The sequence below is a fragment of the Pantoea sp. SGAir0175 genome, from assembly GCF_043547855.1.
In genome coordinates, this window is record NZ_CP028082.1 from 559,598 (window position 1) to 576,083 (window position 16,486).

General features: G+C 52.5%; 13 protein-coding genes. 1 reads left to right on the plus strand and 12 read right to left on the minus strand.

What is annotated here, in order from left to right; all coding sequences use genetic code 11:
- Positions 1 to 85: 85 nt before the first annotated feature.
- From C1N56_RS21895 to C1N56_RS21910, 4 genes are all read right to left on the minus strand, one after another.
- Positions 86 to 352 (minus strand): hypothetical protein, encoded by a 267-nt coding sequence (locus C1N56_RS21895; RefSeq protein ID WP_104187669.1) that lies wholly within the window; start codon positions 350 to 352, stop codon positions 86 to 88.
- Positions 353 to 824: 472 nt separating this feature from the next.
- On the minus strand, positions 825 to 1,958 hold the full coding sequence (locus tag C1N56_RS21900) for a glutathione-independent formaldehyde dehydrogenase (protein ID WP_238562207.1): 1,134 nt from the start codon (positions 1,956 to 1,958) through the stop codon (positions 825 to 827).
- Positions 1,959 to 2,465: 507 nt separating this feature from the next.
- Entirely contained in the window at positions 2,466 to 4,628 is a 2,163-nt protein-coding gene (locus C1N56_RS21905) for a hypothetical protein (protein ID WP_394517558.1), read from the minus strand.
- 1 nt (position 4,629) lies between these two features.
- Positions 4,630 to 5,838 carry a hypothetical protein gene (locus tag C1N56_RS21910; protein ID WP_394517559.1) on the minus strand — a complete coding sequence of 403 codons (1,209 nt, stop codon included), beginning with the start codon at positions 5,836 to 5,838 and terminating at the stop codon, positions 4,630 to 4,632.
- A gap of 471 nt (positions 5,839 to 6,309) precedes the next feature.
- Here C1N56_RS21910 and C1N56_RS21915 point away from each other — a divergent pair, with 471 nt between their 5' ends.
- Positions 6,310 to 6,819 (plus strand): AAA family ATPase, encoded by a 510-nt coding sequence (locus C1N56_RS21915; protein ID WP_058758923.1) that lies wholly within the window; start codon positions 6,310 to 6,312, stop codon positions 6,817 to 6,819.
- A 102-nt stretch (positions 6,820 to 6,921) separates the two neighbouring features.
- Here C1N56_RS21915 and C1N56_RS21920 read toward each other — a convergent pair whose 3' ends face one another.
- The 8 genes from C1N56_RS21920 to ssuD all read right to left on the minus strand — a co-directional run bounded on the left by C1N56_RS21920 (position 6,922) and on the right by ssuD (position 16,396).
- Positions 6,922 to 8,136: an acyl-CoA dehydrogenase family protein gene (locus C1N56_RS21920; protein ID WP_394517560.1), complete on the minus strand. Its 1,215-nt coding sequence runs from the start codon at positions 8,134 to 8,136 to the stop codon at positions 6,922 to 6,924.
- Positions 8,137 to 8,139: 3 nt separating this feature from the next.
- A complete protein-coding gene (locus tag C1N56_RS21925) occupies positions 8,140 to 9,573 on the minus strand; it encodes an MFS transporter (RefSeq protein ID WP_283342471.1) in 1,434 nt (477 codons plus the stop codon).
- Between the two features lie 174 nt (positions 9,574 to 9,747).
- Complete coding sequence (locus C1N56_RS21930; protein WP_058780977.1) at positions 9,748 to 10,623, minus strand: MetQ/NlpA family ABC transporter substrate-binding protein; 876 nt, start codon at positions 10,621 to 10,623, stop codon at positions 9,748 to 9,750.
- Entirely contained in the window at positions 10,620 to 11,318 is a 699-nt protein-coding gene (locus tag C1N56_RS21935; protein WP_058780978.1) for a methionine ABC transporter permease, read from the minus strand. The genes C1N56_RS21930 and C1N56_RS21935 overlap by 4 nt, the downstream gene beginning before the upstream one ends.
- The gene (locus C1N56_RS21940) at positions 11,315 to 12,334 is read right to left on the minus strand and encodes a methionine ABC transporter ATP-binding protein (RefSeq protein ID WP_394517561.1); all 1,020 of its coding nucleotides are present in this window, start codon (positions 12,332 to 12,334) and stop codon (positions 11,315 to 11,317) included. Before C1N56_RS21940 ends, C1N56_RS21935 begins: the two co-directional genes overlap by 4 nt.
- Positions 12,331 to 13,725, minus strand: a complete 1,395-nt coding sequence (locus tag C1N56_RS21945; protein ID WP_058758929.1) for an LLM class flavin-dependent oxidoreductase — start codon at positions 13,723 to 13,725, stop codon at positions 12,331 to 12,333. Before C1N56_RS21945 ends, C1N56_RS21940 begins: the two co-directional genes overlap by 4 nt.
- 74 nt (positions 13,726 to 13,799) lie before the next feature.
- A complete protein-coding gene (locus C1N56_RS21950; RefSeq protein WP_394517562.1) occupies positions 13,800 to 15,206 on the minus strand; it encodes an FAD/NAD(P)-binding protein in 1,407 nt (468 codons plus the stop codon).
- A 14-nt stretch (positions 15,207 to 15,220) separates the two neighbouring features.
- A complete protein-coding gene (gene ssuD / locus C1N56_RS21955) occupies positions 15,221 to 16,396 on the minus strand; it encodes an FMNH2-dependent alkanesulfonate monooxygenase (protein WP_166710615.1) in 1,176 nt (391 codons plus the stop codon).
- Positions 16,397 to 16,486: the final 90 nt, after the last annotated feature.

A 16,486-nucleotide genomic window follows, 5' to 3' on the forward strand; every position in this document is an offset into this window, starting at 1 on the left:
ATTCGTTCTATGGCAAAAGCCGATGTTTACGATTATCCGACTCAAATGCCCCCAGACGAAACTCACATACTGCTGTATTTAGCGGCTATTTACTGAGTGGGAAAAGGTGAATCAAATTAGCGGCCAGGGGATAAATACCTAATGATCGCGTTGAAGCCCTGAGGTCGTCAATGGAGGCGCCTTCTTTCGGCATGCTTCCTCCCCACACCGTAATTCCTTCCGAAAGATGCGACGGGCGCTGCTGGCTTTCGTCACTAATTTCAATAGTTTCACCATTACTTAATGTGATAATCAAAGATGCAACATCCTGTGTTTCGGATGTTCCATTTTCTTTTTTAAGTGTAATTTTCATTAGCATTTTCTCCGTGATGATAATTTATATAACTATAATACCAGTCGTTTGGCTCCCTCGCACGATTATTACTTAAATGTTGTGTTCCCTTCTCGCTCATCGCGGGCATTTGCGAATTATAAAAATGATAATTAAAAAATTGGTTATTACAAAGTTGAATAATCCGTTATCTCTTTCATGCCTAATAAATAACTTTAGCTGAGGAGGAATGATGTCAGACGATGGCCAAAATGCCTCGAAGCTTGATATCCCTCTGTTGTGTCAGGTGATCTTTGTGCGGCTTCGTGCCTTGCGAAAGAGATGCTGCGCATGTGCATCAAACTGGATAAGCAGTGGGCAAATATCTGTCGGAGTTACGCTGATGTATCATAAGCGTGGTAATGCCAGATATAGTCAGCCACAGACAGGCAGTTTTCGTTCTTCCTCTTCCCACCGCCTGAATGTGTCTTAGCTCTTCTGAGTTACCTGAATTTCAGGGTTTCAGAATGACTTTTGTCCAGCCATTATCACGATCATCAAAATGCTTATAGCCTTCGGCAGCGTTTGCCAGAGCAAGTCGATGCGAGATGATCTGCGCCGGATTGGCTCTGCCCTGATGGATAAGCCTTGCGAGCTGGCGGTTGTACGCTTTGACATTACACTGACCGGTCTTGATTGACTGACCTTTGAACCAGAAATTCCCAAAATCGAATGGCACTTTACCCTCTTTGGCCAGGTCGGTCGCGCCTCCGGGATCATGCGGAACAAAAACGCCGACCGCACCGATGCCGCCCGTGGCCTTAGTTGACGCGACAAGGCTGTTAAGCGTGGCAGAGTTATCTTCATGCCCATGTTTATTGCAACATTGATACCCTACACACTCGCAACCGCAATCCGTGCCGCGCCCGTCGGTTAACTCGAGAATTTTATTTACTGCCTCATCGCCCACACCATTGATCGCCACAGCGCCCAGTTGTTCGGCCAGCGCCAGCCTGTCCGGATGAGTATCAACCACAAACACCTGCGATGCGCCTTTGATCATTGCAGAGTGAGCCGCCATCAGGCCGACCGGGCCCGCACCGTAAATCGCCACACTCTCTCCGGGGCGCAGTCCTGCCAGTTCAGTGGCATGCCAGCCGGTGGGGAAGATGTCGGAAAGTAAAACGTAGTCCTCCTCTTTTTCTACCGCATCCGGCGGCAGCACCAGACAGTTAAAGTCAGCATAGGGCACACGCAGTAACTCCGCCTGTCCGCCATCCCATTCGCCCATTTCAGCAAAGCCATAGGCGGCACCGGCCGTACCCGGATTTGCCGTCAGGCAATAGCCGGTTAACCCTTTCTCGCAATTTTCACAGAATCCGCAGCCGACATTAAAGGGCAGGCAGACATAATCGCCAACTTTCACCCGCTCAACCGCGCTGCCGATTTCAATGACCTGCCCCAGATTTTCATGGCCAAAGATGCGCCCCTGTTCGAAGCTGGTTCGTCCTTCGTACATATGCAGATCCGAACCGCAGATATTGGTGGTGGTAATACGGACAAGCACATCGGTAGGGCGAACGATTTTGGGATCCGGAACCTCTTTGACTGAAACGTCAAAAGGTCCGTTATAGACAACTGCTTTCATGGTGTTCTCCTCGCGTGCATGATCAGTTATGACGGATGCGGCTGCGTGACGCTTTGCGGTCGCCTCCCTCTGAGTGATGCTGCTTTTTCAATCAAACGGCTTGATTGAATGTGTAAGTGTAGAACAGCTCATGAAGTCACCCGGGAGTATTAATATTATGTAACTCTATGAATTGTAAGCGCCGTTTCGCTAAACGTCTTTTGTCTCCGCCTTCTTCCAGACCCCTGGCGCACCACACCGCTACGCTGACTTAGCCTTGCACTGAATCCCGTAACCGCTATTGCCCTCAACCTCCGCCCGGCTATCCTCTGCTTTTTATCCAACGACCAAGTGCGGCGTTGTCCGGACTGAGGTTTATCCTGAAGGAAAAGCGCACTTTGCTGAGTGCCGCGGCTTTCAGCATTATTTTTCTGCATTTCATCCTGATGAGCTGTATGTACCAAGTGAACAGTGAAGTAAGCATATTGGGAGTATTGAAGGTTGGATTTCCAACCTTCAATATGCTACCTACTCAGTACTAAAAAAATCACGTTCAATCTGGTGCAATAAAAATTTAACTGAGTCTGGCATGCTTGGGTTTTCTAACGATAGAATTTCCCGCAGATGGCGGTCAAGTATTCTTAGGTGTCTAATCCAGATCGACATTAAAAACTCAAGGCATCCTTCACCCTGTTCATTTTCATAATTTTTGATAACCGAGCATATTATGTCGCACATTTGCTGACTGTAAGTTTCATCAATAGCATAATTTAGCTCCGATGAATACGCTGAGCGTAACAGGCATGCTTGTATAACACCGTCATTGTATCGGTCAAAGCAAACAGGACTCAAAAGAGTATAGTGATAGATTGTAGATAATCCCTTTCCATCATTCATTCTTAAGTCATGAAGCAGTGTTTGAATTGTCCAAAAAACATCTGCTTGAGAAGAATCATCTATTACAATGTCCAATTTGTCCCAAAAGACAAATGTTTCCCGAATCTTTAGCGTATTCTGCTTAGTATCCTTCAAGAACAGTTCATTAGGACTTAAGGGTGATTCAAGTAAAGTCAGTCTCGAGAGCAAATCGGCAGAGATTTTTTGTTGATGGTAATAATCATCAAATGGATCATCATTTTTAAATAGCGAAAGTTTTTCTAGCTCAAGATCCCAATAAGTTTTAGACTTATCACTGGTCCTTGGTAAGAAACAGTTCCTGAGAACAATAAGCTCATGACCACCCATGCATAAGTCTTTTCTTAACTGATCAAGACTAGGTGCATTTTGTAATTTTGAAAACCCTACAAAATATGAAATTGAAGATGACTTGTCAAGAACTCTAAGCTTTCTGGATACGGATAACAGCTTCCTACCTGTCGTTATTGCTCCTGCCACAACAAAAACAGATGACATATTTCTATAATCTGATTCATTCAATTTGCCGAAGTTTAAAACTTTTATTTCATCATCATTAACAATTTCTTTGACCTTCAATGCTAAAAGCTCTGAACCTTTGTCGTCCAAGTAAATAATAGTATTAATATTACGGGAGAAAAATTTATTAATTTTCTTCCGCATATCAGAAAAAATAACTTCAGATTTTCCATTCATCAATGCCGGTATGTCGATATCATAAAACTCGTCATTGTTTTCTTGAGTTATAGCATTAATATTTAATATTTTTTTTGCTGCAAACTCTCTAAAAAAGTTTTGTCTTTCTGTTTTGAAATCTACTTTCTTTATCATGAGTAAATCATGCTTAGGGGTTTCGGGCAAAAACTGCTCACCTTCAAGCCTGATCACTTTCGACCCATTAGCACAAAGATTACATTTTTCGTTTGATTCAGAATATATTTCACCTCCCAAGGCATCGAGAATATCATATAACCCTGTTTGATTTTCACCTAATGAGGAATAGAAAAGTGTTTTAATATTTTTTTGTGATATTTTTTTCTCTTTTTCAAGTGTGCGAGCAAGCCCACCACTGGTTGTGGCCGAAATTATAACTAACTGATTTTCATTTCGTATGAAGTTGAACTGTTGATGTAATGATGAATATGACTCGAAGCTCTCAATTATCGGAGTGCTGGAGGGAAATTTTTTCGACAAGTGTAGTGCTGTACTAACTAAAAATGAGATTGATGAAGTGTCAACATAAACTCTTTTTAAGTTTGAAAAAATGTAGCTTAATAACCCAATAGCTAAAAATGTCACCTCTACACTTGAGGTAAAGAGATTGGATGCCCTTATGAACTTATCACAATGATCACCTGAAGGTTTACTAAAATGGTAAGTTGAAATTGAGGTTATTACACCTTTACGTTTCTTAAATATTTCATTTGCTCCAGCTTGGAGAAGCTCATGCCGATAACTATACTTATTTTTTGTCGTTACATCAATAATATCACCGTCATTGTTAACGTTCAGGAATTGTATTTTGCTAGAAACTGGTCCGATGTAAGACTCGAACTCTTGGTTAAAAAGTTGATCATTTAGCAAGCGTGATTTCTGTGCTTCATCTACTTCAAAGCCAAATATTAATACTTCATTGGGTACTAAATTTTTGCTTATATCTTCTTTTATTTCTTTGATTAGCTGATGCAAATCTATAGTTGAAATGCAGAAAATTGCCATAGTTGGTGAGAGTTTAGCGCTAGGTCTATTAAATCTGAAAAGAAAAATAGCACTCATTTTATTCGTCCTTGGAATTATTTTTATCGGTAAGAGGCACAAGGATTGTTATTGAAACTCCGCTAACTTCTGGATGTTCAGTGATATTTTCATCGCAATAGCTTTTAGTTGACCAATCTAAAAACTTACAGTCATCGCTTTCTTCAAAACTATAAGGGCTTGTATTGAAATCTCTGTAAATTGAAACTCTGTTGCTTCGTATCTTCATGAAGCCATTCAATTTGGTAAGAGATGCCATGACTGAAGGCAAACCATTCCCTTTCACATCATTATTTGTAGATGAACTTCTAAACTTAAGGCATTTCTTAATTATCTTATATTCGTCATCAACGTCTAAAGTTGAGACCGCATCAGAGTGATCTGCCAACCATCGGCCACAATAGCCTAAACCAGAATCAATAATGCTTATTTCAATGAATCTTCTCGAGGAAACATTGGTTTCTTTAAGGCTTGAAATATATTCAGTAAGAACTGAATCATTTAGGAAATAATTATCAATCGCTTTATCAGATAAATTTATTCCATACGTATATATTAACCTGTTTCCAGGTTTTATCCACTTATCTCTACGTAGGGCACGAGTGCCATGTTCGTGTGTATTAACAAATAGTTCATAAAACATTCTTCCAAGGTCATCAATGCTATCATCATTAAGAGATATCGCCCCTCCTGCTACAGTTGATGATTTCAAAACCATTGCGCTTATGATATTTTTTATTTCTTCATAGGCTTTTGGCTCAGAATGTTTAGAAGGTGAGTTGTTATAAAAGTTGCTATCAAATCCTTTTGTGCTGTGATCAACAAACGAATACCAGCAGAGTCTTCCATGTTGTTGCCCATAAAGATTGTCTGATTGTGACTCAATTGCCTCTTTGGCAAGTGTATTTATATCACGTCTTATACTTATGTCAGGAGAATTAGAAAATGAAATTTCTTTCGACATCATTGCAGCGGTGAATTTATGTGGGGTGTTGATCAAGTCTGTAAAATAGTCAACATCATTGATAGACGACTCTTTTAAAATTAGCTTCTTGTTTAGGCTTAGGTTCGCCCATGTATTAATAGACTGCACAGCAATTGCTATCCCTCCAAAAGCAGAGTTTTTCTTACCCACAGGAAGGAGCAAGGGTTGGTCATCATCTGCCATCTTTACCCTTTTAATGAAGGAATCTATCTTATCTGAACTCAATGATGCAGGTAGTTCTACCATGGTACCACCTCCGGATTTCAAACGTTGTATTAACGACGAACTTCAGGTAATGATGCTTGTTTGATTTATAGCCTCATAATTATCACTCAACATATAGACTAACTCAATGATAAATATATAAATATTTCGAAGCAGGGATTTCTTTTAACTTTAGTCCCCCAACCCTAAACTTGAGCAGTTATAACTTTCTCCCCACAGATTGATGCATAGTGATGTTAACAATGTCCGCTCCCGGCACCAAACGGCCCTCCCCTCTGCGAACTCCGTTATCAACAACACGCTGCCATCACAGCTAAAGCAAAGCATCAGGTGATTATTGAGACTTAACCTGTTAGTTTAAAACGATGAAAACTTGCTCAGCCCTGTCTTCCGCAATCATTATTATCACCTTGCACGTTCGGGTGGGATAACGTTTGCCATTTTCCCGCCGGTAAGGCGGGCCTTACCGGTAATCAACCAGTGAGGTCAGCCATGAACACCACCGATGTCGCATCACCTGAAAAAGCCACGCTTCACCTGTTATGTGGAAAAATTGCGTCGGGTAAATCTACGTTATCCGCAAAATTAGGCGCTGCACCGCGCACTCTCATTATCAGTGAGGATCGCTGGCTTGCAGCGCTCTATGCCGATGAAATGCACACGGTCGCGGATTACGTGCAGTATTCCTCTAAGCTCAGAAATGCCATGAAACCGCATCTGGTGTCATTACTTAACGCGGGGATGTCGGTAGTACTGGATTTTCCGGCTAATACACCTGCCAGTCGTGAATGGATGATGAGTATCATTAAAGCATCAGGTGCTGCTAACCACCTGCATTTCCTTAACGTCCCTGATGAGGTGTGTAAGAGCCGATTACGTGCCCGTAATGCAGCAGGCACCCACGATTTTGCCGCTTCAGATGAACAGTTTGAAATCATAAGCCGTTATTTCTCAGCGCCAGCGGCTGATGAAGGTTTCAATATTATTGAATACCGCTCTTAAGCCGCCTGGTTGCGGCTTATGAGGTGCTAATTTCATGACGCAGCTGGATTCTCCGCCATTAAACGGCGCCCGATAACGGCGCCGTTTGCTCATCAAGGCCGGTTACCCCTCTCCCCTGCCGATTTGCCAGATGCCGGTTGGCGGGGTGCCGTTGACTTTCCAGTCACCGATGTCGCGCGCTTTGTAGATCACCGGGTTATGCGACGAGACGGTGCGCGCATTGCGCCAGTGACGATCCAGCGCTTTGCTGACGCGCGTATCCGACGCGCCAAGCGCATTAAACAATTCGGTGGCAGCACGCGGTACCAGCTCGCTGGCGATCACCTGCGCCTGTCCGGCCTCGGCTTCCGCCAGGTTGTTGATGGCGGCGATGGCCGCTTCATCGGCACTGACGTGCGCTTCATACGCTGATTGCAGTGAATGGGTAGCGCGAATCACCGTGGCTTCGACGGCAAATGCCAGACTGGTGATCTCGCCCACCACCTGCAGCACCTGCGCATCCTGCCGCGAGGCAGCTCCGTTGCCGTGACTGTAAACGCGGTTGCGTGCGGCAACGGCTGCCGCGCCGTCCCGCGCGACCGCGCGCGCAATGCCCGCCAGCGTCGCCAGCAACACGTGCTGGTAATAAGCGGTCTGATAACGGAAGCGCGTGGCAAAATCATACACGTGCTGCGTCTCCACATGCGCGTGTTCGAAGCGCGTCGTGCCGCTGCCGGTCAGGCGCTGGCCAAATCCGTCCCAGTCATCTTCGCGCGTGACGCCCGGCTGATGCGTATTCACCAGCGCGATCACGTCACCCTGATTGTCAGCGCGGCGCGCGTAAACATCTATCCAGTCGGCGAACAGCGCACCGGTGCTGTAAAACTTCTCGCCATTTAGCGTCCAGCCATTGGCGGCAGGCGTAACGCGGGTGATCACGTCGCCCAGCCTGACGTTGCCGATCTCCGTCCAGCCGCTGCCCACCAGCTCGCCATCAACAAAGCGGCGAAACCACGCATCGCGTTCCGCATTGTCCGGCTGGTTGAGCCGGTCCTCGACAAAAGCAAAGTGCGCGCGCAGCGCCTGCGGCAGGTTGGAATCCGCTTCCGCCAGCTCAATCAACAGCTGAAACAGCTGCGGCAGCGAGGCGCCCCAGCCACCTTTTTGCTGTGGAATACGCACCGTGCCAAAGCCGGCCTCCTTCAGCCACTGCAGTGGTTCATAAGGCAAGGTACGCGTACGCTCGCGTTCCGCCGCGCCCGCCGCGATGCGGGCAAACAGCGGTCGGAAGTGCGCCGCCAGCGTGTCATAGTCAGTACCGGTAGAGAGAATGCTCATGTTTTACTCCTGAGGGGAAAGGTCGTCGATGTCGTGGCGGGTCGGTTCGTGACGCACCGCCAGCAGGAAAAAGATCGGAATGATGGCGGCCAGCGATACCACCCAGAACATGTTGGTGCCGAGCGCCGCCTGCAGAATCGGCAGAATGAACAGCGCCAGCGCACTGCCGATGCCCGACAGCGCACGACTAAAGCCGACACCGGTCGCGCGAATCGAGGTAGGATACGAGAGCGCCGGATAGACCATCAGCTGCGCGCCCGGCCCGAATCCTTCGGCAAACAGCCACAGTCCGAGCATCAGCACCGCGAATACGATGCCCACCAGCGCCTGCGGGTGGCCAATCAACGCCAGCGCCACCAGCGCCAAAAACTGCAGCGCAAAGCCAGCGATCGCCACGTGGCGTGACGGATATTTCCACGCCAGGCGCATCCCCAGCAGCCCGCCGGTAAAGGCAAACAGCGCGTTCAGCCCCAGCGAAGCTGAGATAGTCTCGAACACACCGGCACCAAGAAACTGCGCCAGTATCGACGGCAGGAAGAAGGCGATGGCGGTGTACTCAAACGAAATACAGATATTCATTACGCCGGCAACGATGGTGCGTTCACGCCACGGCTTCTGGAACAGTACGCGAAAACTCACCTTTGGCGCCGCTGCCGCGGGTGGCGTTTCCGGTTCTGCTTCGTGTGCATGAATACCGTACGAATCACGCAGGATACGCACCGCCGAGGTCAGATCGCCCTGATTCGCGGCCCATAACGGTGATTCATTCATGAACTTACTGCGCACCGCGATGATCAACAGCGCAGGTACCGCGCCAAACAGCAGCGAGGCGCGCCATAGCCAGTCGAGATGCTCTTCAGGCAGCAGAAAATAGAGGCCAAAAATCAGCAGGAAACACACAGTGGAAGCCGCATACCACATCGGGCACCAGGCCGCGAGCCGTGCGGCTTTGTTGCCTTTGCCGGCAAATTTAGAGAATTCCGCCAGATAAGACATCGCCACCGGCAGATCGATGCCCACGCCAATGCCCATCAGGAAACGCGCGCCAATCAGCACCCAGACGTTGGGTGCTAAGCCCGCCGCAATCGCCGATACGACAAAAAACAGCATGTCGGCCATGAACACCGAATAGCGGCCGTACTTATCCGTCAGCCAGCCACCAATCAGGTTGCCGACAATGGTGCCGACCATGATGGATGAGGTGACCAGCCCGGTGGTGAACGGCGATAGCTGGAACTCGCGCACCACGTCATCGATGCCGTACGACAGTGTGGTCAGGTCGTAGGCGTCGAGGAACACGCCACCCAACGCGAGAAACACAATCATGCGCGCATAGTTGTTTTTGCTACTGCGGGTGTTGATCAGCCTTGCCACATCACTGACCGAACGTACCGGTTGCGAAGCCGGCAAGGTGTTTTCTAAAGGAAGAGTACTCATAACGCCTCACGTCTGTTTTTGTTGTGCAGGTGAGGTCGTTATAAGCGCTTTATGCAGGGAACCAAAGCAACAATATTTGCTATTAATTACAATATAATCAATAAGATAATAAAGACACCAACACTAAAACCCGGACGCGCAATGCGGGTCCGGGTAGCGTATTCAGCGGTAAAGTTATTCAGCAGAAACCGGCACCAGCACGCCTTTGACCAGCGGGTCATCGGTGGTTTTTAGCCACTGCTGTACGCGCGGATCGGCAAAAGCCTGCCTGAGTTTGACGATGTTCTCCTGCTCCAGGTAAGGCGTACCGATCACCAGCTGCGAGGCAAAGGTGCGCGGCGCGGGCGGGAACAGAATACCTTTGTCACGCGGGACTTTACCGGCGTCAAACTGCGACACATAACCAATCGCTGCATCGACCGAATTAAGCGCCCGCGGCATGGTCAGCAGATCCAGTTCTTTAAACACGAAACCGTGCGGATTACCGACAATGTTTTTCAGTTTGGCGGTGCGCGGTTCTACCGTTGGATCGAGGGTGATCAATCCCTGACGCGCCAGCAGCCAGAGCGCCTGGCCCTGATTCGCCCCATCGTCAGGCACCACAATGGTTGCGCCCTGCGGTAAATCCGCCACCGAGTGGTAGCGATCGGAGTAAATACCAAAAGCCCACTGGAACAGAGGCAGGCTGGAAGTGAGCTGGAAGCCGTTAGCATCGACCACCTGCTTCAGCCACCACTGATGCTGATAGACCGTCGCAGCATACTGCCCTTCTGCTACCGCACGGTCCGCCTGCACCGGATCCTGCACACCGACCGCCTCCAGCTTCAGGCCGTAGTCCGGCGCGATATGCTCACCCACATAGTCGATCAGCTTCTGTTCACCGGCCATTGCCGGCTCATAATGCACTTTCAGCGTGGTGCCAAACACTACCGCCTGCGGCTGCTGGCTGCGCCAGAACCAGCCAGCGGCGGCCAGCAAAATGACCACTATAATCAGCAGCAGCCACGGCCAGCGGCGTGTTTTACGTAATTCAAACTCTTGTGTTGTCATAACGATGTCCCCTGAGGATGGCGCAAGGCCGCAACCAGCCGGTCGCCGAAAAATTGAATGGTCTGAATCAGTGCAATTAACACTATGATGGTGGCGATCATGATGTGGTTATCGAACCGCTGATAGCCATACACCACCGCCAGGTAGCCAATGCCGCCAGCGCCAATGGTGCCGGCGATGGCCGAGTACTCAATCATGGAGATCAGGTTGAGCGTGATGGCTGCGACAATCGCCGGCAGCGCTTCACTCAGCTGGGCGGAGCGGATGATCTGCCAGCGCGAACCGCCGCACACCAGCCCCACGGCGGTAACTTCTCCGGGCAGCTCGCGTAATGCGTTGTCGACCAGACGGCCAAAGAAAGGAATCCCGGCGGCGATCATCGGTACCACCGCCGCCGGAATGCCGATGGTGGTGCCGGTGAGCCAGAAGGTAAACGGAATGATGGCCGCCATCAGTACCAGAAACGGTAACGAGCGCCCCATATTGACGATCCAGCTCAGCACCCGATGCACGCCGCGCTGCGGAAACAGGCCGCGCGGCGAGGTGTTAAACAGCACCACGCCAACCACGCCACCGAGGCTCACCACAAACAGCATCACGATGCCGACCATCAGCGCGGTTTCACCCAGCGCCGGCAGCATCAGTGCCGGAATTTCAGGCCAAGGCGTGTCCTGACTTATCACGGATACGCTCATACCGCCTCCCGTAACGGCGGCACGCTGACAGCAACGCTGGCCGCCAGGCCATACTGCTCAAGCTGTGTCAGCAACCGTGCCAGCGGCACCTGCTCCTGCTGAAAATGAATGCCCACCTGCAACCGTCCGGCCTGGATGCCATTGACCCGCTCGACATGCGCACCTAGCAGATCCACCTTTAAAGCGAACTGCTGGCTGATGCGCGAAATCCAGTCGCTGGCCACCGCGACATCGGTACGGTAGCTAAGCTGCAGCACCAGTCCGGCATCACTGACTTGTGCCGTCAGCGGCAGCAGCCGCTGGCCGAGCGCGCTGTCCGGCTCTGCCAGCAGCGCACTGACGGTGCCATACTGCACTATCTCTCCATCGCGAATCTCGGCAACCGCATCCGCCGCCTGCCGTACGGCATCCATTTCATGGGTGATTAGCACGATTGCCAGCCGGTAGTCGTCACGCAGTTTTTTCAGCAGCTCAAGGATGGTGACCGTTGCTTCCGGATCGAGGCCGGAGGTGGCTTCGTCGGCCAGCAGTACAGAGGGACGCAGCGCCAGCGCGCGGGCAATACCGATGCGCTGCCGCTGCCCACCGGAGAGTTGGGCGGGAAAGGCGCTGGCTTTGTGGCTCAGCCCGACACTCTCCAGCAGCTCGCCGACGCGGGCGCGGATATCGCGCTCGACCACGCCGAGATAGCGCAGCGGCAGCGCGATATTTTCCCAGGCACTTTTACGCTGCAGCAGCGCGGAAGACTGAAATACCGTGCCGATGGCGCGACGCGCGCGGCGCAGCGCTTCGCCATCCAGCCGGGATAAATCGCTGCCGTTAACCCGGATGCTGCCGCCGCTCGGCTGCTCCAGCAGGCTGATGCATTTCGCCAGCGTAGATTTTCCGGCACCGCTCGGTCCGACCACCGCGGTGATGCTGGCTTCCGGCACCTGCAGCGTGATGTTTTTCAGCACGTCGGTGACGCGACCGTCCGGCGCACGGTAGTGCTTACTCAGGCGCTCGATTTCGATCATATGACCTCCTGCTGCTGCGCGCTGCGTACACGATAGCCAGCACCCGGATGCGGCGCGCTGAGCTGCGCCCCGGCGGCAAACAGCTTTTCGCGTAGCGTGCCCGCGGCGTAATCCTGTTTGTAAACGCCGCGTTTTTGCAGCTCCGGAATCAGCAGCTCGACCACATCCTCAAAGGTTTCATGGGTCAGCGCATACGCCAGGTTGAAACCATCCACGTCAGTCTCCTCTACCCAGCTCTGCAACTCATCCGCCACCGTTGCCGCACTGCCCACCAGCAGCGGGCCAAAACCGCCGATGCCCACCCAGTCGGCCAGTGCTTTCACCGTCCATTGACGATCGGGGTCGGCAGTAGAGAAAGTTTCAACCGCTGACTGAATGGCGTTGGTATGCAGGTATTTCAGCACCTGGTCCGGCTGATATTGTCCAAAGTCGATGCCGGTCCAGCCGGAGACCAGCGCCAGCGCGCCTTCGTAGCTGACCCAGTTTTTATACTCCTGCCACTTCGCCTGTGCCGCCCGATCGGTTTCACCGACAATCACCGTCTGCAGGTTGAAGATCAAAATACTGCGCGGATCGCGACCGGCTTCAGCTGCACGACGCCGGATGTCGGCTACGGTTTTCTTTAACAGCACTTTGGACGGCGCGGCGACAAACACACATTCTGCGTGCTCAGCCGCAAACTGTTTGCCGCGGCTCGATGCACCGGCCTGATACAGCACCGGCGTGCGCTGCGGCGAGGGTTCACACAGATGGATGCCCGGTACGTTAAAGAAGGTACCCTGATGGTTAATCGGATGGATTTTGCTGGGATCGCTGAAAATGCGACGCTGACGATCGCGCAGCACCGCATCCTGCTCCCAGCTGCCTTCCAGCAGTTTATAGACCACCTGCAGGTACTCATCGGCATAGTCATACCGGCTGTCATGATCGGTTTGCGCTTTATGACCAATGTTGCGCGCGCCGCTCTCCAGATAGGAGGTGACAATGTTCCAGCCAATGCGGCCTTTGGTCAGATGGTCCAGCGTCGACAAACGGCGCGCGAACGGATAAGGATGCTCAAACGACAGCGAGGCGGTTAAGCCAAAACCGAGGTGCTCTGTGACCAGCGCCATTGGCGTAATCAATGCCAGCGGATCGTTCACCGGCACCTGAGTGGCCTGGCGTATCGCCGCGTCACCGTTGCCGTTCAGCACATCGTAAATGCCGAGCACATCGGCAATGAACAGGCCGTCAAACTTGCCGCGCTCCAGCAGGCGCGCCAAATCAACCCAGTATTCCAGATCCTTATACTGCCAGGAGCGGTCACGGGGATGGGCCCAGAGTCCGGGCGACTGGTGACCGACACAGTTCATATCAAAAGCATTCAGGCGTATTTCTCGTTGCGATGGCATAGCAATCTCCATAGCGAGGCCGTGATCGTGCAGCGACCCGGCGTTCGTCAGTTAATTTTAAGGATGTTGAGTATTCAGGAGGCGGAAGGGGGACATCGCTCAGCGTGAGCGACAGGCAATACTTTAAGAATTTCATCCGCTACGGCGGCCGCGTGATCGGCCACCTGCGGCAATCCCATCAGCTCACCAAAGCGGGCGCGCGCCGCCGGGCCCACGACAAACAGACGTGCGTTGGGCTGGCCGTGCCGGTTGAGGGTGCGCGAGTGGTGATCCACATCAATGCCGAAGCCGAGCGCATCGGCGCGGATCAGGCCCTGCTCGCTGAGCGATTGCAGCAGCGGCTGGCTGGTCGTCAGCGCTTCATGTCCCGGTCCGGTCGTGACAATCAGTTTATCCAGCACATGGTTTTGCCGGGTGCCATCGCGCTGACGCAGGGTGATTTCCAGCTGCTGCGCGTGGCTGCGTATCGTTTCCAGCCGGGCGGCCAGCACCTGCAGTGTGCCCTGCTGCTGTCGCTGCGCGATGACGGCGGCGACCTGCGGGGCAATGCGATAACGGTGCACATCCCACCATGAACGCAGATGACGCGCAAAGCGCTGCTGTTCACGCAGCGGAAGTGACTGCCAGATGGCTTGTCCCTGCACACGCACCTCATCAAGCACACGCTGCCACGGCAGCTGCTGCGCAGCGGCGCGAGCGACTTCGGCACGGATATGATGCAGCCAGCGGCGCGCGCTGGGCTGTGGTTGCGCGGCCAGTGACCATTCCGGCCATTCGCCGCTAAGATTGGCGCGTGATAGCTGTCCGCGCCGTGAGAACGCCAGCAGCGGCCCCTGATGTTGACGCGTCGCCAGCGAAGCCACCACATCAGCCATGCTCAGGCCGGTGCCGACAATCGCCACCGATGCGTCAGGCTCAACGTTATCCAGCACGCCTGGCTGCCACGGGTTAGCAATCAGCGCCGGATGGTCGGCAAACGGCTGTAGCATGCGCGGCAGCGACGGCGGTGGATGGCTGATCGCCAGCGCCAGGATGTCGCCAGTCAGGGTTTCACCGTTACTCAACAGCAGTTGTTGCCCTTCCCATGCCAGCGCACGCGCCTGAACGTGGCGCAGAGTGACATGCGGATGCGCCTCAGCGGCGGCGGCAAACTGCTGCGCCAGGTAGCGACCAAACAGCGCACGCTGCGGATACACCGCGCCATCGGCGCAGTGTGCTGCTGAATCCAGTGAACATTCCGGCTGCTGACGATACCAGCGATCAAAGGCGCCCTGCTCTTCTCCGCTGAGCTGCATACGCGCAGCCGGCACGTTGATGCGGTGTGCCGGTTCCGGCGTGGAATAGGCAACACCGGCGCCAAGGCTGGCGCGCGGTTCGACCACTGTAATCAGTAGCGGCGCGAGCGACGTGCGGGCAAGGTGAATCGCCAGCGCTGTGCCGCTGAAGCCCCCGCCGACAATAATGATGTGCGCTGTTGCCATCGCCTTCTCCTGCATCAGCTGGCGCTCGTCTGTTTCGCCGATGGGCGCTTATCGCCGCCGATGGTTTCACCAAACGGGCCAGTGTTAATGGTACGGGCGCGCTGCTGCTGACCGTGGGCCAGCGGTAACAACGGCAGCAGCAATTCAGCCACGCGATGGGCCTCTTCCAGATGCGGATAGCCCGAAAGAATGAAGTTAGTCACCCCCAGCGCCTGGTATTCACGAATGCGTTCAGCGACCTGCTGCGGGCTGCCCACCAGCGCGGTGCCGGCACCGCCGCGCACCAGTCCGACGCCTGCCCACAGATTCGGCGCAATGTAGAGATTATCGCGCGAACCGTTGTGCAGCGCACTCATGCGCGCCTGACCGGCGGAATCCATGCGGGCAAAAATCTTCTGCGCCTGAGCGATGGTGTCGTCATCCAGATGGGCAATCAGTTTATCCGCCGCCGCTCGGGCTTCTTCTTCGGTTTCACGCACAATCACATGCAGGCGGATACCGTATTCGAGTTTCCGGCCGCGTGACTCAGCGCGCTCACGCACGACCGCCAGTTTTTCTGCTACCTGCGCCGGTGGCTCTCCCCAGGTGAGATAGGTGTCAATCTGCTGCGCCGCCACGTCGATTGCTGCCTCCGATGAGCCACCAAAGTAGAGCGGTGGACCGTTTTCCTGCACCGGTGGAAACAGCACCTCAGCGCCTTCAACCTGAATATGCTCGCCCTGATAATCCACTTTTTCGCCACGCATCAGCTGGCTATACACATCCAGAAACTCGCGAGTCACTTCATAACGTTCACTGTGGTTGAGGAAGATGCCGTCGCCTTTGTTCTCTACCGGATCGCCGCCGGTGACCACATTAATCAGCAAACGCCCTTCCGACAAACGATCCAGTGTGGTAGCCATGCGCGCTGCCAGCGTGGGTGGCTGCAACCCTGGCCGTACGGCGACCAGATAGCGCAACCGGCGCGTCATGGGTGCCAGCGCGGAAGCCACCAGCCAGGAATCCTCACAGCTTTTGCCTGTCGGAATGAGGACGCCGTAAAAGCCCAGATTGTCGGCAGCCAGCGCGACCTGCTGTAAATAGGCTAAATCAACCGGGCGTCCGCCTTCTGTGGTACCCAGGTAACGGCCATCGCCGTGCGTCGGCAGGAACCAGAAGACATTTATGCTCTCGTGTGCAGAATCGGCCATTATGCTTATCCTATATGACTTTATGAGAAAACGTTCATTCATAACTTTCTATTTGGTTATATAGGCGTAAGCGAAAAGCATGCCAGCTTT